The sequence below is a fragment of the Enterobacter sp. HSTU-ASh6 genome, from assembly GCF_026319105.1.
GTDB classification, from domain to species: Bacteria; Pseudomonadota; Gammaproteobacteria; order Enterobacterales; family Enterobacteriaceae; genus Enterobacter; species Enterobacter sichuanensis.
In genome coordinates this window covers 56,412-73,819 of the sequence record NZ_WSPD01000009.1, presented here as the reverse complement: position 1 = coordinate 73,819, position 17,408 = coordinate 56,412, and the positions used below count along the sequence as shown (strand labels likewise).

General features: G+C 54.7%; 13 protein-coding genes. 9 read left to right on the top strand and 4 right to left on the bottom strand.

All coding sequences use genetic code 11. The features are described from left to right. Nucleotides 1-35 precede the first annotated feature (35 nt). Together rcsB and rcsD are read right to left on the bottom strand one after the other, a co-directional pair. A complete protein-coding gene (gene rcsB, locus GM298_RS12875) occupies nt 36-686 on the bottom strand; it encodes a response regulator transcription factor RcsB (RefSeq protein WP_003859405.1) in 651 nt (216 codons plus the stop codon). Between the two features lie 16 nt (nt 687-702). Then, the gene (gene rcsD / locus GM298_RS12870; protein ID WP_266154203.1) at nt 703-3,375 is read right to left on the bottom strand and encodes a phosphotransferase RcsD; all 2,673 of its coding nucleotides are present in this window, start codon (nt 3,373-3,375) and stop codon (nt 703-705) included. 742 nt (nt 3,376-4,117) lie between these two features. On the opposite strand from rcsD, the gene GM298_RS12865 reads away from it, so the two are divergent. The 6 genes from GM298_RS12865 (at nt 4,118) to mgtE (ending at nt 11,923) form a co-directional block, all read left to right on the top strand. Continuing rightward, nucleotides 4,118-5,233 carry a porin OmpC gene (locus GM298_RS12865; protein WP_045286069.1) on the top strand — a complete coding sequence of 372 codons (1,116 nt, stop codon included), beginning with the start codon at nt 4,118-4,120 and terminating at the stop codon, nt 5,231-5,233. 115 nt (nt 5,234-5,348) lie between these two features. After that, entirely contained in the window at nt 5,349-6,404 is a 1,056-nt protein-coding gene (gene apbE, locus GM298_RS12860) for an FAD:protein FMN transferase ApbE (RefSeq protein ID WP_266154202.1), read from the top strand. Between the two features lie 72 nt (nt 6,405-6,476). Beyond that, a complete protein-coding gene (gene ada, locus GM298_RS12855) occupies nt 6,477-7,535 on the top strand; it encodes a bifunctional DNA-binding transcriptional regulator/O6-methylguanine-DNA methyltransferase Ada (protein WP_262746063.1) in 1,059 nt (352 codons plus the stop codon). Further along, a complete protein-coding gene (gene alkB, locus GM298_RS12850; RefSeq protein WP_025760348.1) occupies nt 7,535-8,191 on the top strand; it encodes a DNA oxidative demethylase AlkB in 657 nt (218 codons plus the stop codon). Before ada ends, alkB begins: the two co-directional genes overlap by 1 nt. Nucleotides 8,192-8,260: 69 nt before the next feature. After that, nucleotides 8,261-9,904, top strand: coding sequence for a multidrug ABC transporter permease/ATP-binding protein (locus GM298_RS12845; RefSeq protein ID WP_266154201.1), 1,644 nt, complete (start codon nt 8,261-8,263; stop codon nt 9,902-9,904). Nucleotides 9,905-10,486: 582 nt separating this feature from the next. Next, complete coding sequence (mgtE, locus tag GM298_RS12840) at nt 10,487-11,923, top strand: magnesium transporter (RefSeq protein WP_025756298.1); 1,437 nt, start codon at nt 10,487-10,489, stop codon at nt 11,921-11,923. Here the strand turns inward: mgtE and GM298_RS12835 are convergent. Continuing rightward, on the bottom strand, nt 11,886-13,175 hold the full coding sequence (locus tag GM298_RS12835) for a SulP family inorganic anion transporter (RefSeq protein ID WP_266154255.1): 1,290 nt from the start codon (nt 13,173-13,175) through the stop codon (nt 11,886-11,888). The genes mgtE and GM298_RS12835 overlap by 38 nt on opposite strands. A gap of 187 nt (nt 13,176-13,362) precedes the next feature. Here GM298_RS12835 and mqo point away from each other — a divergent pair, with 187 nt between their 5' ends. Further along, nucleotides 13,363-15,015, top strand: coding sequence for a malate dehydrogenase (quinone) (gene mqo, locus GM298_RS12830; protein ID WP_025756297.1), 1,653 nt, complete (start codon nt 13,363-13,365; stop codon nt 15,013-15,015). Nucleotides 15,016-15,118: 103 nt separating this feature from the next. On the opposite strand, the gene eco is transcribed toward mqo, so the two are convergent. After that, nucleotides 15,119-15,622, bottom strand: coding sequence for a serine protease inhibitor ecotin (eco, locus tag GM298_RS12825; protein ID WP_025756296.1), 504 nt, complete (start codon nt 15,620-15,622; stop codon nt 15,119-15,121). Nucleotides 15,623-15,830: 208 nt separating this feature from the next. Between eco and GM298_RS12820 the strand changes: the two genes are divergently transcribed. Together GM298_RS12820 and GM298_RS12815 are read left to right on the top strand one after the other, a co-directional pair. Then, nucleotides 15,831-16,091 carry a DUF2534 family protein gene (locus GM298_RS12820; RefSeq protein ID WP_008500962.1) on the top strand — a complete coding sequence of 87 codons (261 nt, stop codon included), beginning with the start codon at nt 15,831-15,833 and terminating at the stop codon, nt 16,089-16,091. 125 nt (nt 16,092-16,216) lie between these two features. Beyond that, a complete protein-coding gene (locus tag GM298_RS12815; RefSeq protein ID WP_266154200.1) occupies nt 16,217-17,404 on the top strand; it encodes an MFS transporter in 1,188 nt (395 codons plus the stop codon). The last annotated feature ends 4 nt before the right edge of the window (nt 17,405-17,408 follow it).

Sequence of the window (17,408 nt, the reverse complement as noted above, 5' to 3'; positions counted from 1 at the left end):
GGGGTTAGGGCATCAGGCCGCACACCCGTTTGGGATCAATCCTTATCCGTTGCGCTCAGCGTAACGGAGGAGAGATAGTTCAGCAGAGCAATATCGTTGTCCACGCCCAGCTTCATCATTGCTGATTTCTTCTGGCTGCTGATGGTTTTAATACTGCGGTTCAGTTTCTTGGCGATCTCGGTCACCAGGAAACCTTCTGCAAACAGGCGCAGAACTTCGCTCTCTTTTGGCGACAGACGTTTGTCACCGTAGCCACCCGCGCTGATTTTTTCCAGCAGACGAGAGACGCTCTCAGGGGTGAACTTCTTGCCTTTCTGCAGCGCGGCGAGCGCTTTTGGCAGATCGGTCGGTGCGCCTTGTTTCAGCACAATCCCTTCGATATCCAGATCCAGCACGGCGCTCAGGATCGCCGGGTTGTTGTTCATGGTCAGAACAATGATCGAGATGTCCGGGAAGTGACGCTTAATATATTTGATGAGCGTGATCCCATCACCGTACTTGTCCCCGGGCATGGAGAGATCGGTAATGAGCACGTGTGCATCAAGCTTTGGGAGGTTATTGATCAGTGCTGTAGAGTCTTCAAATTCACCGACTACATTCACCCACTCGATCTGTTCAAGTGATTTGCGAATACCGAACAGTACAATCGGATGGTCATCGGCAATAATTACGTTCATATTGTTCATGTATTAGGCTACCTTGCTACAGCAAGCTTTTGACGTAGGCGTCAATGTCGCTGATGTATTTTTCAATGCCAGAGGCATCTTTCTCACGAATTAGATGTTCCAGCGTTTCACATAACTGCTTGCCGGGAACCAGATTAAGCATGGCAAACACCCCTTTAAGCCGGTGTGCTGTCTGTGCCAGCGCTGCAAAATCATTCGCAGCGGACTCAGTATACAACCGCTTAACATCATCTGGTACTGTATCAACAAAGAGTGAATAGTATCCGCTGGCGTGAAGCTCGGCATTTTCATTGCCGCCTAACGGTGATTCCGCTATCTCTTCCTGCGCCAGTTGCTCTTCTATTAGTTGTAGTACAGCTTCCTGCATCGCATTGCTTATATTAAAGTTGACGCGCAACTGGCCTGGGCCGATTTTTCGCACGCCTGACTCATCATCGCTTAAAAGCAAGCCTGAGGCAGTAAGATTAGACGGATTATCCGTTAAAAACAGATCAAATTCTTGACTTGCAAGTCTTTCATCCGGCGTGATGCAGGCCGCACCCCAGTTTTCCAGCTGACGAACCACTATATTGCGGATCTCATTTGAGGTCACATCAACCATCACCACGACATCATCCAGCAGACGTTCTTCGTCTTCTTCCTGCGGATTGGCGGCCATTTTCACGTGCAGAGAATAACGGGTGCCGAGGGATTCGCGGGCTTTAATATTCAGGTGGCCGCCAAGCTTACGTGCTAGCTGGTCGCACAGCCAGAAGGTCAGGGCATTGGCTTTGCCGTAACGATCGCTTTGTGTGTCATTCAGGAACGGGAAGTGGAGATTATCAATTTCACTTGTCGTGACACCTTCCCCGGTGTCCAGAATGCGGAACGTCAGGCGATCCTCAGCCGACTCGTCCGTATTCACTTCCAGGGTGATCTTGCCGATCTGCGTGGTGGTGACGGCATACTGAATTATCATCAACAGAATGCGACGCAGCGCTTCTCGATCGCCATGGCGTTCGTCATTCGCGGACAAATGGTTATTGATCAGCAGCTGCAGCCCTTTACGCTTAATCACGGGAAGAACTTCCGGAACCACTTCATCGATCAGATCCTGGATGGAGAAGAGGGTTGGCGTTCCCTTCCAGAAATCATTCTCCAGCATGTTCGCCAGCTGGATCTCATCGACCATACGCACCAGCGAGTCGGCCTGGCAGGCAAGCTGATGACTTTCAGAGGTATTCAACGCCGCCGCCTGGCTTGCCAGCATCCTTAACGGCTGCTTGAAGGCATCGCCGATATTTTGCATAAAGGCGGCACGTCCCTGCTGGTTTTTCTCATACAGCCTTTGCGCCTGCTTGAGCTTTTTATTCACCAGCACTTCCCTGTCCTGATCGCGAATGATGAAGATCTGCGTGCGGGAGGCGACCTGGCTGCGGAACTGACGGATCTCGTACAGTTCATTATTTATGGTGGCCTGAATGACGCCCTGATGCTGATCCGCCATGGTGGTGATGTTCTGCAGGTTAAGATGCGGCAGCAGATGATCGGCAATTTTATTGCTCATCACCGTACGGTTCGCCTCCTGATCGTGAACGAGCACCCCAAGCGGCAGTACGGAAATAATCTCTTCATTCAGCGCGCGGAGTACGCGCAGCTCATTGCTGGTTCCGGCCGGAACCGCAGAAGCGTCGCTCTGGCGCCCCGGCTGGAAACGAAACGTGCTGTAGCCAAACAGGGCCAGCGCCAGCAGGCCAATATTCAGCAGCAGAGGCAAGAGGATATTTTGCAGGGTATCAAGCAGCAGGGTGCCAAACGGCACCTGCCACACCAGACGCATGCCGGTCGAGTTCAGCGACGAGGCAATCTCGATTTTCGAGCCATTAAAGGAGATCGATACGCTCTCTGCGGCCTCTTTATCAGGTGCCGAACGCATATTCTGGGTACTGTTGTCTGGCTCCAGACGGAAGCTGTCGAGCGGCATGTCCGGCGGGATTAAATCATTAATCGGTAAATCGAAGGCCACGACCGTTGCCAGATGCCCCGGCTGGTTAAAGGTGGTACGCAGGGTAAAATAGTGGCCATTTTGCCAGGCCAGCCGACGCAGGGACGAGAAGCTCTCCCGTTCATCGAGGGCGTTCGCCTGCTGCAGCATCTCAGCGCGGCGGGAATCAACAATGCTGCCCACGGTTGTCTCTTTAAACCCGGACGAGAGATCTTTTAACGGCAGGGTCGAAATCAGGATCATGCTGTTGTCCTGACCGTTCAGGTAGTACATCGACCACGGCACCGTCTCGGCACCCCAGAGGGTATCCAGATAGGTTGAAATTCGCTGCGTCATCTCAAGTGTGGCGCTGTCGTGAGAGCCAAAAATAAGCGCTTCGGTCTTACGCTGCGGTTTCTCAAGATAATAGACATCCTGCTTAAGCCGCGTCTCCTGAAGTCCGTCGCCGGATGACGAGGCCGGTGCTGCCGCGATGTTGTCGTAAATCTGCCAGGTGGCGTAGCGCCAGGTATCAATGCGCTTGTGTACGGCGTGGGTGATATCAACGACCTGATAGCTCTTATCCTTCAGCCAGGCGTTCACCGCACTCTGGACCATAACGCCCATTGTGACTAACAGCACAACGATCAAAAGAAGAAAGAAACGGGTGATGCTCCCGGGAAGGAGGGAGAATTTGCTCGGGGCGGTAGTTTCAGTCTGACTCATTGATATCTTTAACCCGTTATGGTCGTGCTCTGTGGCGATAGGGCAGTATAAAGGGTAATAACTGAATTTCCAGCGCCACTGTCCTGGAACAGGCGACTTTTTCAACGGACAATATCGTCGCCAGACGGGCTCCAGACATGTACAAAGTCGTCAGAGTCGTACAAATATGGCGCATCACCAGTCGGCAAATAGCACGAATTAACAAGAAATTAAGTTTTTCGAGAATTACGAGCTTTCTACAGCGATCCGGCGGACGTTTAGTTAATAGTCGTTACAATTACGCGGCGGTAGCACAAAAAAAGAAAGGTTACGTAAAGAAAGGTAAAAAAAAACCGAATGCGAAGCATCCGGTTGAATTAGGGATAAACAGACATTCAAAACTGAATGACGGTAATAAATAAAGTTAATGATGATAGCGAGAGATATTTTAGAGATTAGGCGCGATCTTGTTTTGTCATTCAGTGCGGTAACGTATTTTATTGTAACTTGTTGATATTAATGTGGTGATTTTCTCGTTTGATTATAAGTGCTAAATTTCTAAGCTATTTGTGCTTTGCAAAAGTTCCTTCCTGTTTACATTTTGAAACATGTTGATAGATAAATGAAACATCTTCAAAGTTTTCGTATCATATTCGCATTGGATTATTCTGTAATTTTGCGGAGAATGAAATTGCCGACTGGTTAATGAGGGTTAACCAGTAAGCAGTGGCAATTATAAGGCATATAACAGAGGGTTAATAAAATGAAAGTTAAAGTACTGTCCCTCCTGGTACCAGCTCTGCTGGTGGCAGGCGCAGCAAATGCGGCTGAAATTTATAACAAAGACGGCAACAAATTAGATCTGTACGGTAAAGTGGATGGTCTGCACTATTTCTCCGATGACGACAGCGTTGATGGCGACCAGACCTACATGCGTCTTGGTTTCAAAGGCGAAACCCAGGTTAACGATCAGCTGACCGGTTACGGTCAGTGGGAATACCAGATCCAGGGCAACACCTCTGAAAGCGACAACCAGGCCTGGACGCGTGTGGCGTTCGCGGGTCTGAAGTTCGCTGAAGCGGGTTCTTTCGATTACGGTCGTAACTACGGCGTGATCTACGACGTGACCTCCTGGACCGACGTTCTGCCAGAATTTGGTGGAGATACTTACGGTGCAGATAACTTCCTGCAGTCCCGTGCTAACGGCGTAGCAACCTACCGTAACCAGGACTTCTTCGGTCTGGTGGATGGCCTGAACTTTGCTCTGCAGTATCAGGGTAAAAACGGCAGCGTAAGCGGTGAAAACGACACCGGTCGTAGCACCCTGAAACAGAACGGCGACGGCTACGGTGCGTCCCTGACCTATAACCTGGGTGAAGGCTTCAGCATCGGTGGTGCATTGTCTTCTTCCAAACGTACCGCTGACCAGAACGACACGGGTAACCTGGCGCTGAAAGGCGAAGGCGATCGTGCTGAAGTCTATACGGGTGGTCTGAAATACGACGCCAACAACATTTATCTGGCGGCGCAATACTCCCAGACCTATAACGCAACGCGTTTCGGCAACTCTCAGAGCAGCAGCGACATTTACGGCTTTGCTAACAAAGCACAGAACTTCGAAGTGGTCGCTCAGTACCAGTTCGACTTTGGTCTGCGTCCATCCGTGGCTTACCTGCAGTCTAAAGGTAAGGACATCGAAGGCTACGGCGACCAGGATCTGCTGAAATATGTTGATGTGGGCGCGACTTACTACTTCAACAAAAACATGTCTACCTATGTGGACTACAAAATCAACCTGCTGGATGACAAAGAGTTCACCCGTCAGGCAGGTATCAGCACGGACGATATCGTCGCGCTGGGCCTGGTTTACCAGTTCTAATCGCTACACGGTATGACTCAGGGGCCTCACGGCCCCTTTTTTGTGTTTTTTTTAGGCTCTCACAATTCACCCGTTTTGGTGTACTCTTGCCGCCCTGGCATGAGGATAATAATGAATGGACATGACTTTTTTACGCGCCAGCTTCCTGGCAATCCTTTTTTTCCTGACCGCTTGTGACGCTTCCACGCCTTCGAGCACCACCGACGCCCCCGCGGCGACGGTGCTCGAAGGCAAAACGATGGGCACTTTCTGGCGCGTCAGCGTAATGAATCTTGAGAAGGCACGCGCCGAAGAACTGCGTAGCAAAATTCAGTCACAGCTGGATGCTGACGATCAGTTGCTGTCGACCTACAAAAATGACTCGGCGCTGATGCGCTTTAACCTTTCAAGCAGTACCTCCCTGTGGCCGGTGAGCGAGGCGATGGCCGATATCGTGACCGAGTCCATGCGCGTGGGCTACAAAACCAACGGGGCGATGGACGTGACGGTGGGGCCCCTGGTGAACCTCTGGGGATTTGGCCCCAACAAGCAGCCGGCGACCACGCCCGATCAGGCGGCCATTGATGACGCCCGCGCCCGGACAGGGCTACAGCATCTGACGGTGATCAATCAGTACGGGCAACAGTACCTGCAAAAAGATATTCCCGATCTGTTTGTCGATCTGTCGACAGTAGGCGAAGGTTATGCGGCGGATCATCTGGCTGCGCTGATGGCGCAGGAAGGCATCTCCCGCTATCTGGTATCAGTGGGTGGCGCGTTAGTCAGCCGGGGCATGAACGCCAGCGGCAAACCATGGCGCGTAGCGATTCAAAAACCGACCGATCAACAAAATGCCGTGCAGGCGATGGTGGACATCAACGGACATGGCATCAGCACCTCAGGGAGCTACCGTAACTATTACGAGCTTGACGGAAAGCGTATTTCGCACGTTATCGACCCGCAGACCGGGCGACCCATTACGCATAATCTGGTGTCGGTGACGGTTATTGCACCGACCGCGCTGGAAGCGGATGCCTGGGACACCGGGTTGATGGTTCTCGGTCCGGAGAAAGCCAAAGAGGTAGTGCGTCAGGAAGGGCTGGCGGTGTATATGATCGTTAAAGAGGCCGACGGGTTCAAAACCTGGCATTCGCCGCAGTTCGCCAGCTTCCTGGTGAATGAAAAAAATTAAAAAGCAAGGTTGCGGGTTTTTAATCTGTGGCGCTCAGGCAGGCTGTATATATGCTTATACGAGGAGCCGATCATGAGAAATCTGACCTTAATGACCGATGAGGATCGCTGGCTGGCCGTGCTGGCCCGCGATCCGCGCGCTGACGATCAGTTTGTCTTCGCTGTGCAGACGACGGGTATTTTCTGCCGTCCGTCATGCCGTGCCCGCCACGCGCTGCGTAAAAATGTCCGCTTTTATCCTGATGCCCACCATGCCGTTCAGGCAGGATTCCGGCCATGCAAGCGCTGCATGCCGGACAGGCGCGATCCGCAGGCACAGAAGCTGGCCAAAGTGGAACACGCCTGCCGTCTGCTGGAGCAGGATCCGGCGTTAACCCTGGAGAAGCTGGCGCAGCAGGTTGCCATGAGTCCTTACCATTTCCACCGTCTGTTTAAGTCTGTCACCGGTATGACCCCGAAAGCCTGGCAGCAGGCGGCGCGAGGTCAGCGCCTGCGCGCCGCGCTAGCGCAGGGTGATAAAATTACCGATGCCGTGCTGGCGGCTGGGTTTCCTGACAGCAGTAGCTATTATCGTAAAGCCAACGATGCGCTGGGTATGACGGCGAAGCAGTACCGTAAAGGGGATGCGGCAGTGCGTTATGCCATCGATAATTGCGCTTTAGGACGCTGCCTGGTGGCAGAAAGTGAGCGGGGGATCTGCGCGATCCTGCTGGCTGACACCGATGCGCAATTAATCGAAGAGCTGGCGACGGTGTTCCCAAACGCAGAGCACGCGCCGCTGGACGACGACTTCGTGCAACGGATCCATCAGGTAATTGCCAGTATTGATAACCGTTCTGTACCGCTTGCGCTGCCGCTGGATATTCGCGGGACGGCGTTCCAGCAGCGGGTCTGGCAAGCCCTGCGAACTATCCCCTGCGGTGAAACGGCAAGTTACCAGCAGGTGGCGCAGGCGATTGGTCAGCCCAACGCGGTACGCGCGGTTGCCGGTGCCTGTGCGGCAAACACGCTGGCGATTGTGATCCCCTGTCATCGTGTTGTTCGCAACGACGGCGCGCTGTCAGGTTATCGGTGGGGGACAGCGCGAAAAGCGTTATTACTGAAACGTGAGGCGAAACGCCGGGAGGGATAATGCTCGATCTTTTTGCGGATGCTGAACCCTGGCAGGAGCCGCTGGCGCCGGGGGCGGTCATCCTGCGCCGCTTTGCACTTTCCCGTGCGGCGGCGCTGCTGGAGGGTATTGACGAGGTCACGGCGGTTTCACCGTTTCGTCACATGGTCACGCCGGGCGGCTACACCATGTCGGTTGCGATGGCTAACTGCGGTGAACTGGGGTGGGCGACCAACGAACGCGGCTATCTGTATGCGCCGAACGACCCCGCAACCGGCCAGCCGTGGCCTCCCATGCCTGCGGTTTTTCAGACGCTGTGTCACGATGCCGCCGTCGCCGCGGATTATGCCGACTTCCGTCCTGATGCCTGCCTGATTAACCGCTACGCCGTTGGTGCAAAGCTTTCGCTGCATCAGGATAAGGATGAGCCCGATCTGCGCGCGCCTATCGTCTCGGTATCGTTAGGTCTGCCCGCCGTGTTCCAGTTTGGCGGGTTACGCCGCAACGACCCGCTCAAACGCATCATGCTGGAACATGGCGATGTGGTGGTGTGGGGCAGGGAGTCGCGGTTGTATTATCACGGCATTCAGCCGCTGAAACCCGGCGTTCACCCCCTGACGGGCGAGTACCGTTACAACCTGACGTTCCGCCAGGCGGGTTTTAGTAAACAAAAATAAGAATTATTCTTGATGTACACGCCGGGCAGTTTACACTGCTGGCTGATTTTTATTGTCCGGATTGCCTGCATGCAACTACTTCTCCTTGTCTGGCGTCAGTATCGCTGGCCGTTCATGGCCGTCATGGCGCTAAGCCTCGCCAGCGCCGCACTGGGTATTGGCCTGATCGCGTTTATCAACGTGCGTTTGATTGAAATGGTCGACACATCACTCGCCGTATTGCCGGAATTTCTTGCCCTGCTCATGCTGTTGATGGCAGTCACGCTCGGCTCTCAGCTGGCGCTGACCGCGCTCGGCCACCATTTCGTTTTTCGTCTGCGCAGCGAGTTTATCAAGCGGATTCTGGACACCCACGTAGAGCGCATTGAACAGCTCGGCAGCGCGTCTCTGCTGGCGGGGTTAACCAGTGACGTGCGCGCCATTACCATTGCGTTCGTTCGTCTGCCGGAGCTGGTGCAGGGGATTATTCTGACCTTCGGCTCTGCGGCTTATCTCGCCTGGCTCTCCAGCAAAATGCTGGCGGTAACCGCCCTGTGGATTGCCATCACCATCTGGGGCGGTTTTGTGCTGGTGTCACGCGTCTACAAACACATGGCGGTATTGCGCGAAACCGAGGATAAACTCTACAACGATTACCAGACGGTACTCGAAGGGCGCAAAGAGCTGACCCTGAACCGCGAGCGCGCCGAGCATATCTTTAACAATCTCTATATCCCGGACGCCCGCGAATACCGGCACCATATTATTCGTGCCGATACCTTCCACCTGAGCGCGGTGAACTGGTCAAACATTATGATGCTGGGGGCGATTGGCCTGGTATTCTGGATGGCGAACAGCCTGGGCTGGGCGGATACGAACGTCGCGGCAACCTACTCGCTGACGCTGCTGTTCTTGCGCACGCCGCTGCTTTCGGCCGTCGGAGCTTTGCCGACCCTGCTGAGCGCGCAGGTGGCGTTTAATAAGCTCAAAAAGTTCGATCTCGCACCGTTTAACCCTGAATTCCCGCGCCCGCAGGCCTTCCCGAACTGGCAGACGCTGGAGCTGTGTAACGTCACGTTCCGCTATCAGGACAACGCTTTCTCCGTGGGGCCGATCAATCTGACGATTCACCGCGGCGAGCTGCTGTTCCTGATTGGCGGTAACGGCAGTGGGAAATCGACCCTCGCGATGCTGCTCACCGGGCTTTATCAGCCGCAGTCGGGTGAGATTTTGCTGGATGGTAAGGCGCTGAGCGCAGAAAAACCTGAGGATTACCGCAAGCTTTTCTCGGCGGTGTTCACCGACGTCTGGCTGTTTGACCACCTGCTGGGACCGGAAGGGCAACTGGCCAATCCTGCGCTGGTGGAGAAATGGCTGGCGCAGCTGCAGATGTCGCACAAGCTGGAGCTGCAGGACGGCAAGATCCTCAACCTCAGGCTCTCGAAAGGGCAGAAAAAACGCGTGGCGCTGCTGCTGGCGCTGGCGGAAGAGCGTGACATCATTCTGCTGGATGAGTGGGCGGCGGATCAGGATCCCCACTTCCGCCGCGAGTTTTACCAGGTGCTGCTGCCGCTGATGCAGCAGATGGGCAAAACCATTTTCGCCATCAGCCATGACGATCATTACTTTATTCATGCTGACCGTTTGCTGGAGATGCGCGAGGGCAAGCTGAGCGAGCTGACCGGTGAAGCGCGCGATGCGGCATCGCGTGATGCGGTGGCGCGCACGGCCTGATGCCCTCATCTTAACCCTCTCCCACAGGGCTGAGGGATCCCCACAAAATAATGCCTGCACAGACAACCCCCTCTCCCTTGAGGGAGAGGGCCGGGGTGAGGGGGAACATACGGCTGTAGAGGTTATTCCGTTCACTTTATGTTCCTTGCTACTCTGTAACGGCATGACCAGTGAACGTGCCAGGGCGGCTCAATCGCCACCGCCCTGGCGACCCGGGCTCCCGGCGGTAAATCGCCGCTTCGCGGTACCCTCAGCTTATTCCTCCAGGCTATCGGGTCGGGCATGAGCCTGCATCCCTGCAGGCCACGCCCTCTCGGCGCATCCCTGCGCCTCGCCCCGGCCTTACGGAAACGCTTCGGCGATTTACAGCCGGACCAGGGCATCGCTGTAAGTCATTAATTTTGCTGAAGCAACGTTCATCGCTTCAGGTAAAAAATTACTGGGGATCCCTCAGCCCACAGGGAGAGGGGATAGATCGTGGCCGTAATGCCGATTTTTTCTCCATCCCGACCCGTTGTTTATTCTTATTTACATATCCCCGCGCTATGCTTAATACCAACTTATTTCATGGATTTATGATTGATGTCGGTATTAAAGAAAAACAGCGCCAGACAGCGCGACCAGGAACGCGCGCGACTTATCTGGCTTCTCACGACCGATAAAGCGGTCACGTCTACGTTATTAGGCAAACTCACCCTGGCTGAGCAATATGATGTCGGCACGTTAGCCGACGATATTGCTGAGGTAGGGGCGCTGGTTGCGCATTTACCCCCACCTGACCTGGCGGACACCCTGGAAGCGCTTCCCTCGGAAGAGCGTCACGCTCTGTGGCGGCTGGTACAGGACCACGAGCGCGGGCAGGTGCTGCTTGAGGCCTCGGAAAACGTCTGGGATGACCTCATTGATGAAATGAGCGACCGGGACATCCTCGACGCCCTGCAAACGCTGGATATCGACGAGCAGATTTACCTGGTCCAGCACCTGCCGCGAAACCTGACCGGTCGCCTGCTGGCTTCCCTGCCTGCCGATGAACGGGCGCGGGTGCGTCAGGTGATGCACTATGAGAAAAACAGCGTCGGCGCGATTATGGAGTTCGGCGTTATCACCGTCCGTCCTGACGTCACGCTCGGTACCGTCCAGCGCTACCTGCGTCGCCTGGGCAGGATGCCGGACAACACCGATAAACTGTTTGTCACCTCGCGGGATAAAACCCTGCTCGGCGAGCTGGAGCTGAAAACCATCCTGCTTAACAGCACCCAGCGGAAGGTGAGCGAGGTGATGGAAAACGAGCCGATGGTCTTCTCCCCGGAAGACGATGCGGAAAAAGCGGCGCGTACCTTCGAACGTGACGACCTCGTGAGCGCGGCGGTTGTCGACTCCGTCGGCAAACTGATGGGGCGTCTGACCATCGATGAGATCGTTGACGTCGTTTATGAAGAAACGGATAACGACCTGCGCGCCCTTGGGGGGATCAGCGCCGAAGACGATGTCCATGCCTCCGTCGGCAAGGCGGTCAAAACCCGCTGGGCCTGGCTTGCCATAAATTTGTGTACCGCGTTCATCGCCTCCCGCGTGATTGATGGCTTTGAACATACCATTTCGCAACTGGTGGCTTTAGCCTCGCTGATGCCGATTGTGGCCGGGATTGGCGGTAACACCGGCAACCAGACCATTACTATGATCGTCCGCGCGCTGGCGCTGGAGAACATTCAGCCGGGTAACTTCGCCTTTCTGATTTTCAGAGAGATGGGCGTGGCGCTGATTAACGGCCTGGTATGGGGCGGCATTATGGGCGGCATCACCTGGTGGCTGTATGACGATATGGCGTTAGGTGGGGTCATGATGCTGGCGATGGTGTTGAATCTGCTGGTGGCATCGATGATGGGAGTTATTATTCCGTTAACGATGACCAAACTGGGGCGCGACCCCGCGGTGGGGTCGAGCGTGATGATCACCGCCATCACCGATACCGGCGGTTTCTTTATTTTTCTTGGCCTGGCGACGATTTTTCTGCTTTAGGCCGACGCTTAACGCGGGCGGGAAGCAGCGCCATGACGATGATCCCGCCCAGTACGCCAATCGCCAGGTTGCCCGTTGATACCGTGGCGGCCACGGTGACCAGCATGACCACCGTTTCCGCAATCGGGGCATTTTTTACGGTTGCAGGCTGGAGGCTGTGCCAGCTGAAGGTTTTAATGGCGACAATCGCCATGATCCCGGCCAGCACGGCCATCGGGATTTTGGCCATTACGTCACTGAGCGCCGTCACCAGAACCAGCAGCACGATGCCCGCCGCAAGGGTTGAAATGCGGCTTCGTCCTTTCCCCATCTCGACGTTGACGATGGTTTGTCCGATCATCGCGCAGCCCGCAATGCCACCGTAAAAACCGGACAGAATATTCCCCACGCCCAGCCCGATGCTCTCACGGCGCTTGCTCGACGGCGTTGCGGTCAGCTCATCCACCAGCTTTGCCGTAAGCAGGGATTCCAGCAGGCCGACGAACGCGATACTCAGCGCGCACGGCCAGATAATGCTCAGCGTCTGTAAATTCAGCGGTACCCGCAGTTCGGTAAGCCCCGGTAAACCGCCGCTTATCGCACCTTCATCACCCACGGTCGGCAGGATTTGACCGGTGCTCACGGTATACAGCGTCAACACCACAATGGCGATCAGCGGCGAGGGGACACTTTTGATGTAGCGTGGTACCCACAGCACAATCAGCACCGTCAGCGCGAACAGGCCTACAATCAGCGGGCTTCGGCTCCAGAAGTGGGGAACCTGGGCGAAGAAAATCAATATACCGAGCGCGTTAACAAACCCGGTCATGACGGCCTGCGGGATAAAGCGCATCAGCCGCGCCATGCCCGATACCCCGAACAGGATCTGAATCACGCCAGCCATCAGCACCGCTGGCAGAATGTACTGCACGCCGTGCTGATGCACCATTGGGCCAATGACCAGCGCGACGGAACCGGCCGCTGCCGTGACCATCGCCGGACGACCACCCAGCACGGACAGGGCGAGACACAGCACTACAGAGGCAAAAAGGCTGACCTTTGGGTCAACGCCCGCAACCACGGAAAATGAAATCACTTCGGGGATCAGCGCCAGAGCGGTAATCACACCCGCCAGCGTTTCACGCATCAGACGTTTGGGTGAGCTGAGGACCATGCTGACGTGGCCTTCGCGGGGTAAAGCAGGTTGGGGTAAGGACATAACACTTCGCTGGTTAGGGCAGGCTTCCGTGCGCGCGATCACAAAGTGCAGGATAGTAGCCAGAAAATGCGCCTATTGCCAGCCGCCAGCGTAATCCCCCACAAACAATCCATCATTAAATTTCACAATTACAATAATTTCGTAACCTTTAAACAATATTTAAAAGTTGTTACCGTGCCCCCGCAGCTTTTTTCACCTGCAATTTCCACGCATCAAGCACTTTTACACTAAGGCATAAATTATGAAAAAAATGACTGCCATGCTCTTTTCTCTGGCCGTGGGGCTTAACACCGTCTCTATGGCGGCGAAAGCTGACGCACCAAAAGAGCAGGAAACGGACGTCCTTTTAATTGGTGGCGGTATCATGAGCGCCACGCTGGGAACCTATCTGCAGGAACTGCAGCCGGACTGGTCAATGACCATGGTCGAGCGCCTCGATGGCGTGGCGCAGGAGAGTTCGAACGGCTGGAATAACGCCGGTACCGGACATTCGGCACTCATGGAACTGAACTATACGCCGCAGAAAAAGGACGGTTCCATTAGTATCGAGAAGGCGGTAGAGATCAACGAAGCATTCCAGATTTCTCGCCAGTTCTGGTCTCACCAGGTCAACAACGGCGTGCTGCACGATCCGCACTCCTTCATCAACACCGTACCGCACATGAGCTTTGTGTGGGGCGAGCAGAACGTCAACTTCCTGCGCGCGCGCTACGCTGCTCTGCAGCAGAGCACGCTGTTCCGCGGCATGAAATACTCTGAAGATCACGCGCAGATCAAAGAATGGGCTCCGCTGGTCATGGAAGGTCGTGATCCGAACCAGAAAGTGGCGGCGACCCGCACTGAGATTGGTACCGACGTCAACTACGGTGAAATCACCCGTCAGCTGGTAGCCTCTCTGAAGAAGAAAGAGAACTTCAACCTGCAGCTCAGCACCGAAGTGCGTGGCTTCAAGCGCAACGCGGACAACAGCTGGAGCGTGACCGTTGCCGATCTGAAAAACAACGAAGCTGAGCACGTTATCAAGGCGAAGTTTGTCTTTATTGGTGCGGGTGGTGCCGCGCTGAAACTGCTGCAGGAGTCCGGTATTCCGGAAGCTGACGACTATGCGGGCTTCCCGGTGGGCGGTCAGTTCCTGGTGTCCGATAATCCGGAAGTGGTGAATCGCCATCTGGCAAAAGTGTACGGCCAGGCTTCCGTAGGCGCACCTCCGATGTCCGTGCCGCACATCGACACCCGCATGCTTGACGGCAAACGCGTGGTGCTGTTTGGACCGTTCGCAACCTTCTCCACCAAGTTCCTGAAAAATGGCTCCCTGTGGGATCTGCTGAGCGCCACGACCACGTCTAACGTCAAGCCGATGATGGATGTCGGTCTGGATAACTTCGACCTGGTGAAATACCTGATTAGCCAGGTGATGCTCTCAGACGAAGAACGCTTTGAAGCGCTGAAAGAGTACTATCCGCAGGCGAAAAAAGAAGACTGGCGTTTGTGGCAGGCGGGTCAGCGCGTACAGATCATCAAACGCGATCCGAAAGAAGGTGGCGTGCTGCGTCTGGGTACCGAAGTGGTAAGCGATAAGGACGGCACCATTGCCGCGCTGCTGGGGGCGTCCCCGGGAGCATCTACTGCTGCGCCAATCATGCTGCACCTGATGGAAAAAGTGTTTAAAGATAAAGTTTCCAGCCCGGAATGGCAGGCGAAGCTGAAAACGATTATTCCATCCTACGGCACGAAGCTGAACGGTAACGTGGACGCGACGGAGCAGGAGCTGGAATACACCAGCCGCGTACTGCAACTGCAATACGTCAAACCGCAGGCTGCTGCAGATGCCGCACCAAAAGCGGAGCTGAAGGCTCAGCCGGAAAACAAACCGGTTGCGGATATCGCGCTGTAAGGTAAAAGCAAAACGGCAACATACGTTGCCGTTTTTCGTGTTTTCTCCCTCTCCCGGTGGGAGAGGGTTGCGGTGAGGGCGCCAGAGCGCACCCGACCTGGTTTTAACGTACTACCGCCTGGCCGACATTCTCTTCAGCCTTCCACACGCGGTATTTCACTTCCACGTTTTCAGGCGTATAGACCACAATCGGCAGCTTGCTGTTGTAGCGGATCAGGCTGTTATCACCCAGATACGCCGTCACAAATTTCTTCTCTTTCTTGCCATCCGGGCAGGCCATCATGGTGGAGACCGGAGAGGTCACTTTATCAAAGACGTAATAGTCATAACCCCAGCCTTCCAGCGTTTTGCTTTCAAGCTGGCCACCCAGACGGTGCTGGTTGCAATCCACTTCCAGCGTCTTGCCAATTAACAGTTCCACTTTGAAATTGGCTTCATCCTGCTGAACCGGCAGTTGAATCACCTGACGCTTCATCCCTTTCTCTGCTTTCGGATACGGGGCGACTTTTTCCAGCGGCTGTTCTTTTGGGGTTTCGCTGGCAAAAGCACTGGCGCTGGCACACGCGGCGGCGATCAGAGCGATGGCAAATTTAGGTGCGTTTTTCATTGTCATTCCTTTATGTCAAAACGAGCAGAACCAGATTAGCATAACAATTCTGAATGATTAGCTTCATTTACTTACATTTTCAATGCGGGTAGCGTAATAAACTACGATTTTGCCAGTGAATTGGTTTTTTGTGCTGGAATGGAATCGGGCGGCAGATCGTGTTATTTTATTCCTCACATAATGTTATTCATCTGTGAAGGGAAGAGAGATGGTTCGTGCAAAACTGAAAACACCTGAAGGCCGTAAGTTCCTCCTGGCGCTGCTGGTGGTCTTTATGATTGCTGCTGCGTGCGTGGGGCGGGCAACCATTGTGGGTGTGATCGAACAGTACAATATCCCCCTCTCAGCCTGGACAACCAGCATGTACGTGCTGCAATCGGCAATGATCTTCGTCTATAGCCTGGTGTTCACCGTTCTGCTGGCCATACCGCTGGGTATTTTTTTCCTGGGCGGACGCGAGAAGCACTAAGCACCGATTTGCGATAACTAAGCCATCCTGCGGGGTGGCTTTTTTTATGCCTGACGATATTTTACCTGCGCTTCCAGGATATTCTGTTTTGAGCAAAATGTTCTACATACAGCAGGAGATGCGTAATGTTATCCCGGTTTGCAACGCTCAGCCGGATCCCGAAAGGCGTCTGGGTTGTCGGTGGGGTCAGTATGTTGATGGATATCTCCTCGGAGATCATTCACAGCCTGCTCCCGCTGTTTATGGTGACGACGCTCGGAGCCAGCGTGATTTTCATCGGTTTGATTGAAGGGCTGGCCGAAGCCAATGCGCTGTTTATCAAAGTGTTTTCCGGGGCAATTAGCGACTATCTGGGTAAACGTAAAGGGCTGGCGGTACTGGGATATGGTCTTGGCGCGCTAAGTAAACCGTTGTTTGCTATTGCGTCTTCGTCCGGCATGATTCTGGGGGCACGCTTAATCGACCGGGTAGGGAAGGGGATACGCGGTGCACCGCGTGATGCGCTGGTCGCTGACGTCACGCCGCCGGAACTTCGCGGTGCGGCTTTTGGTCTGCGTCAGTCGATGGACACCATCGGCGCATTTCTCGGCCCGCTGCTGGCCGTAGGCCTGATGCTACTGTGGAATGATGATTTCCGAACTATTTTCTGGATTGCGGTTATCCCCGGTGTACTTGCCGTTGCCCTGCTTTTCTTCGGGCTGCATGAGCCGAAAACGCCTGTTGAACATAAACGCACGAATCCCATCAAAAAAGAGAACCTCAGGCGCCTTGGTAAAGGCTGCTGGTGGGTGATTGGGTTAGGCGCTGTCTTCACACTCGCCCGTTTCAGTGAGGCATTTCTGGTCCTTCGTGCCCAGCAGTCCGGGGTGCCGCTGGCGCTTATTCCGCTGGTGATGGTGGCCATGAATCTGCTCTATTTCCTCTCAGCCTATCCGTTTGGCAAGTTATCCGACGTCATGAGTCACACCCGGTTACTGCAGTGGGGACTGGGAGTGCTGATAGGGGCGGACATTGTGCTGGCGCTGAGCACCCACTGGGCGGGCATTATTTTAGGGGTTGCGCTTTGGGGCGTGCATATGGGGATGACACAAGGATTGCTGGCGGCAATGATTGCGAAAACTGCGCCAGCGGATTTGCGCGGCACGGCTTTCGGTATTTTTAGCCTGGTCAGCGGTGTTGGGTTGTTAATCGCCAGCGTGCTAGCCGGTGTTATTTGGGAAACGTTTGGTGCGGAATATACATTTTATGCCGGAGCGGTGATTTGCCTGGTTACGCTGGTGTATCTGCGCAAAACGCCGGACGAGGCGCAATAAAAAA

Coding starts and splice junctions, on each gene's coding strand:
- apbE (WP_266154202.1), top strand. CDS start 5,349: ATGGACATGACTTTTTTACGCGCCAGCTTCCTGGCAATCCTTTTTTTC.
- GM298_RS12865 (WP_045286069.1), top strand. CDS start 4,118: ATGAAAGTTAAAGTACTGTCCCTCCTGGTACCAGCTCTGCTGGTGGCA.
- ada (WP_262746063.1), top strand. CDS start 6,477: ATGAGAAATCTGACCTTAATGACCGATGAGGATCGCTGGCTGGCCGTG.
- GM298_RS12820 (WP_008500962.1), top strand. CDS start 15,831: ATGGTTCGTGCAAAACTGAAAACACCTGAAGGCCGTAAGTTCCTCCTG.
- mgtE (WP_025756298.1), top strand. CDS start 10,487: ATGTCGGTATTAAAGAAAAACAGCGCCAGACAGCGCGACCAGGAACGC.
- GM298_RS12815 (WP_266154200.1), top strand. CDS start 16,217: ATGTTATCCCGGTTTGCAACGCTCAGCCGGATCCCGAAAGGCGTCTGG.
- eco (WP_025756296.1), bottom strand. CDS start 15,622: ATGAAAAACGCACCTAAATTTGCCATCGCTCTGATCGCCGCCGCGTGT.
- mqo (WP_025756297.1), top strand. CDS start 13,363: ATGAAAAAAATGACTGCCATGCTCTTTTCTCTGGCCGTGGGGCTTAAC.
- GM298_RS12845 (WP_266154201.1), top strand. CDS start 8,261: ATGCAACTACTTCTCCTTGTCTGGCGTCAGTATCGCTGGCCGTTCATG.
- rcsD (WP_266154203.1), bottom strand. CDS start 3,375: ATGAGTCAGACTGAAACTACCGCCCCGAGCAAATTCTCCCTCCTTCCC.
- alkB (WP_025760348.1), top strand. CDS start 7,535: ATGCTCGATCTTTTTGCGGATGCTGAACCCTGGCAGGAGCCGCTGGCG.
- rcsB (WP_003859405.1), bottom strand. CDS start 686: ATGAACAATATGAACGTAATTATTGCCGATGACCATCCGATTGTACTG.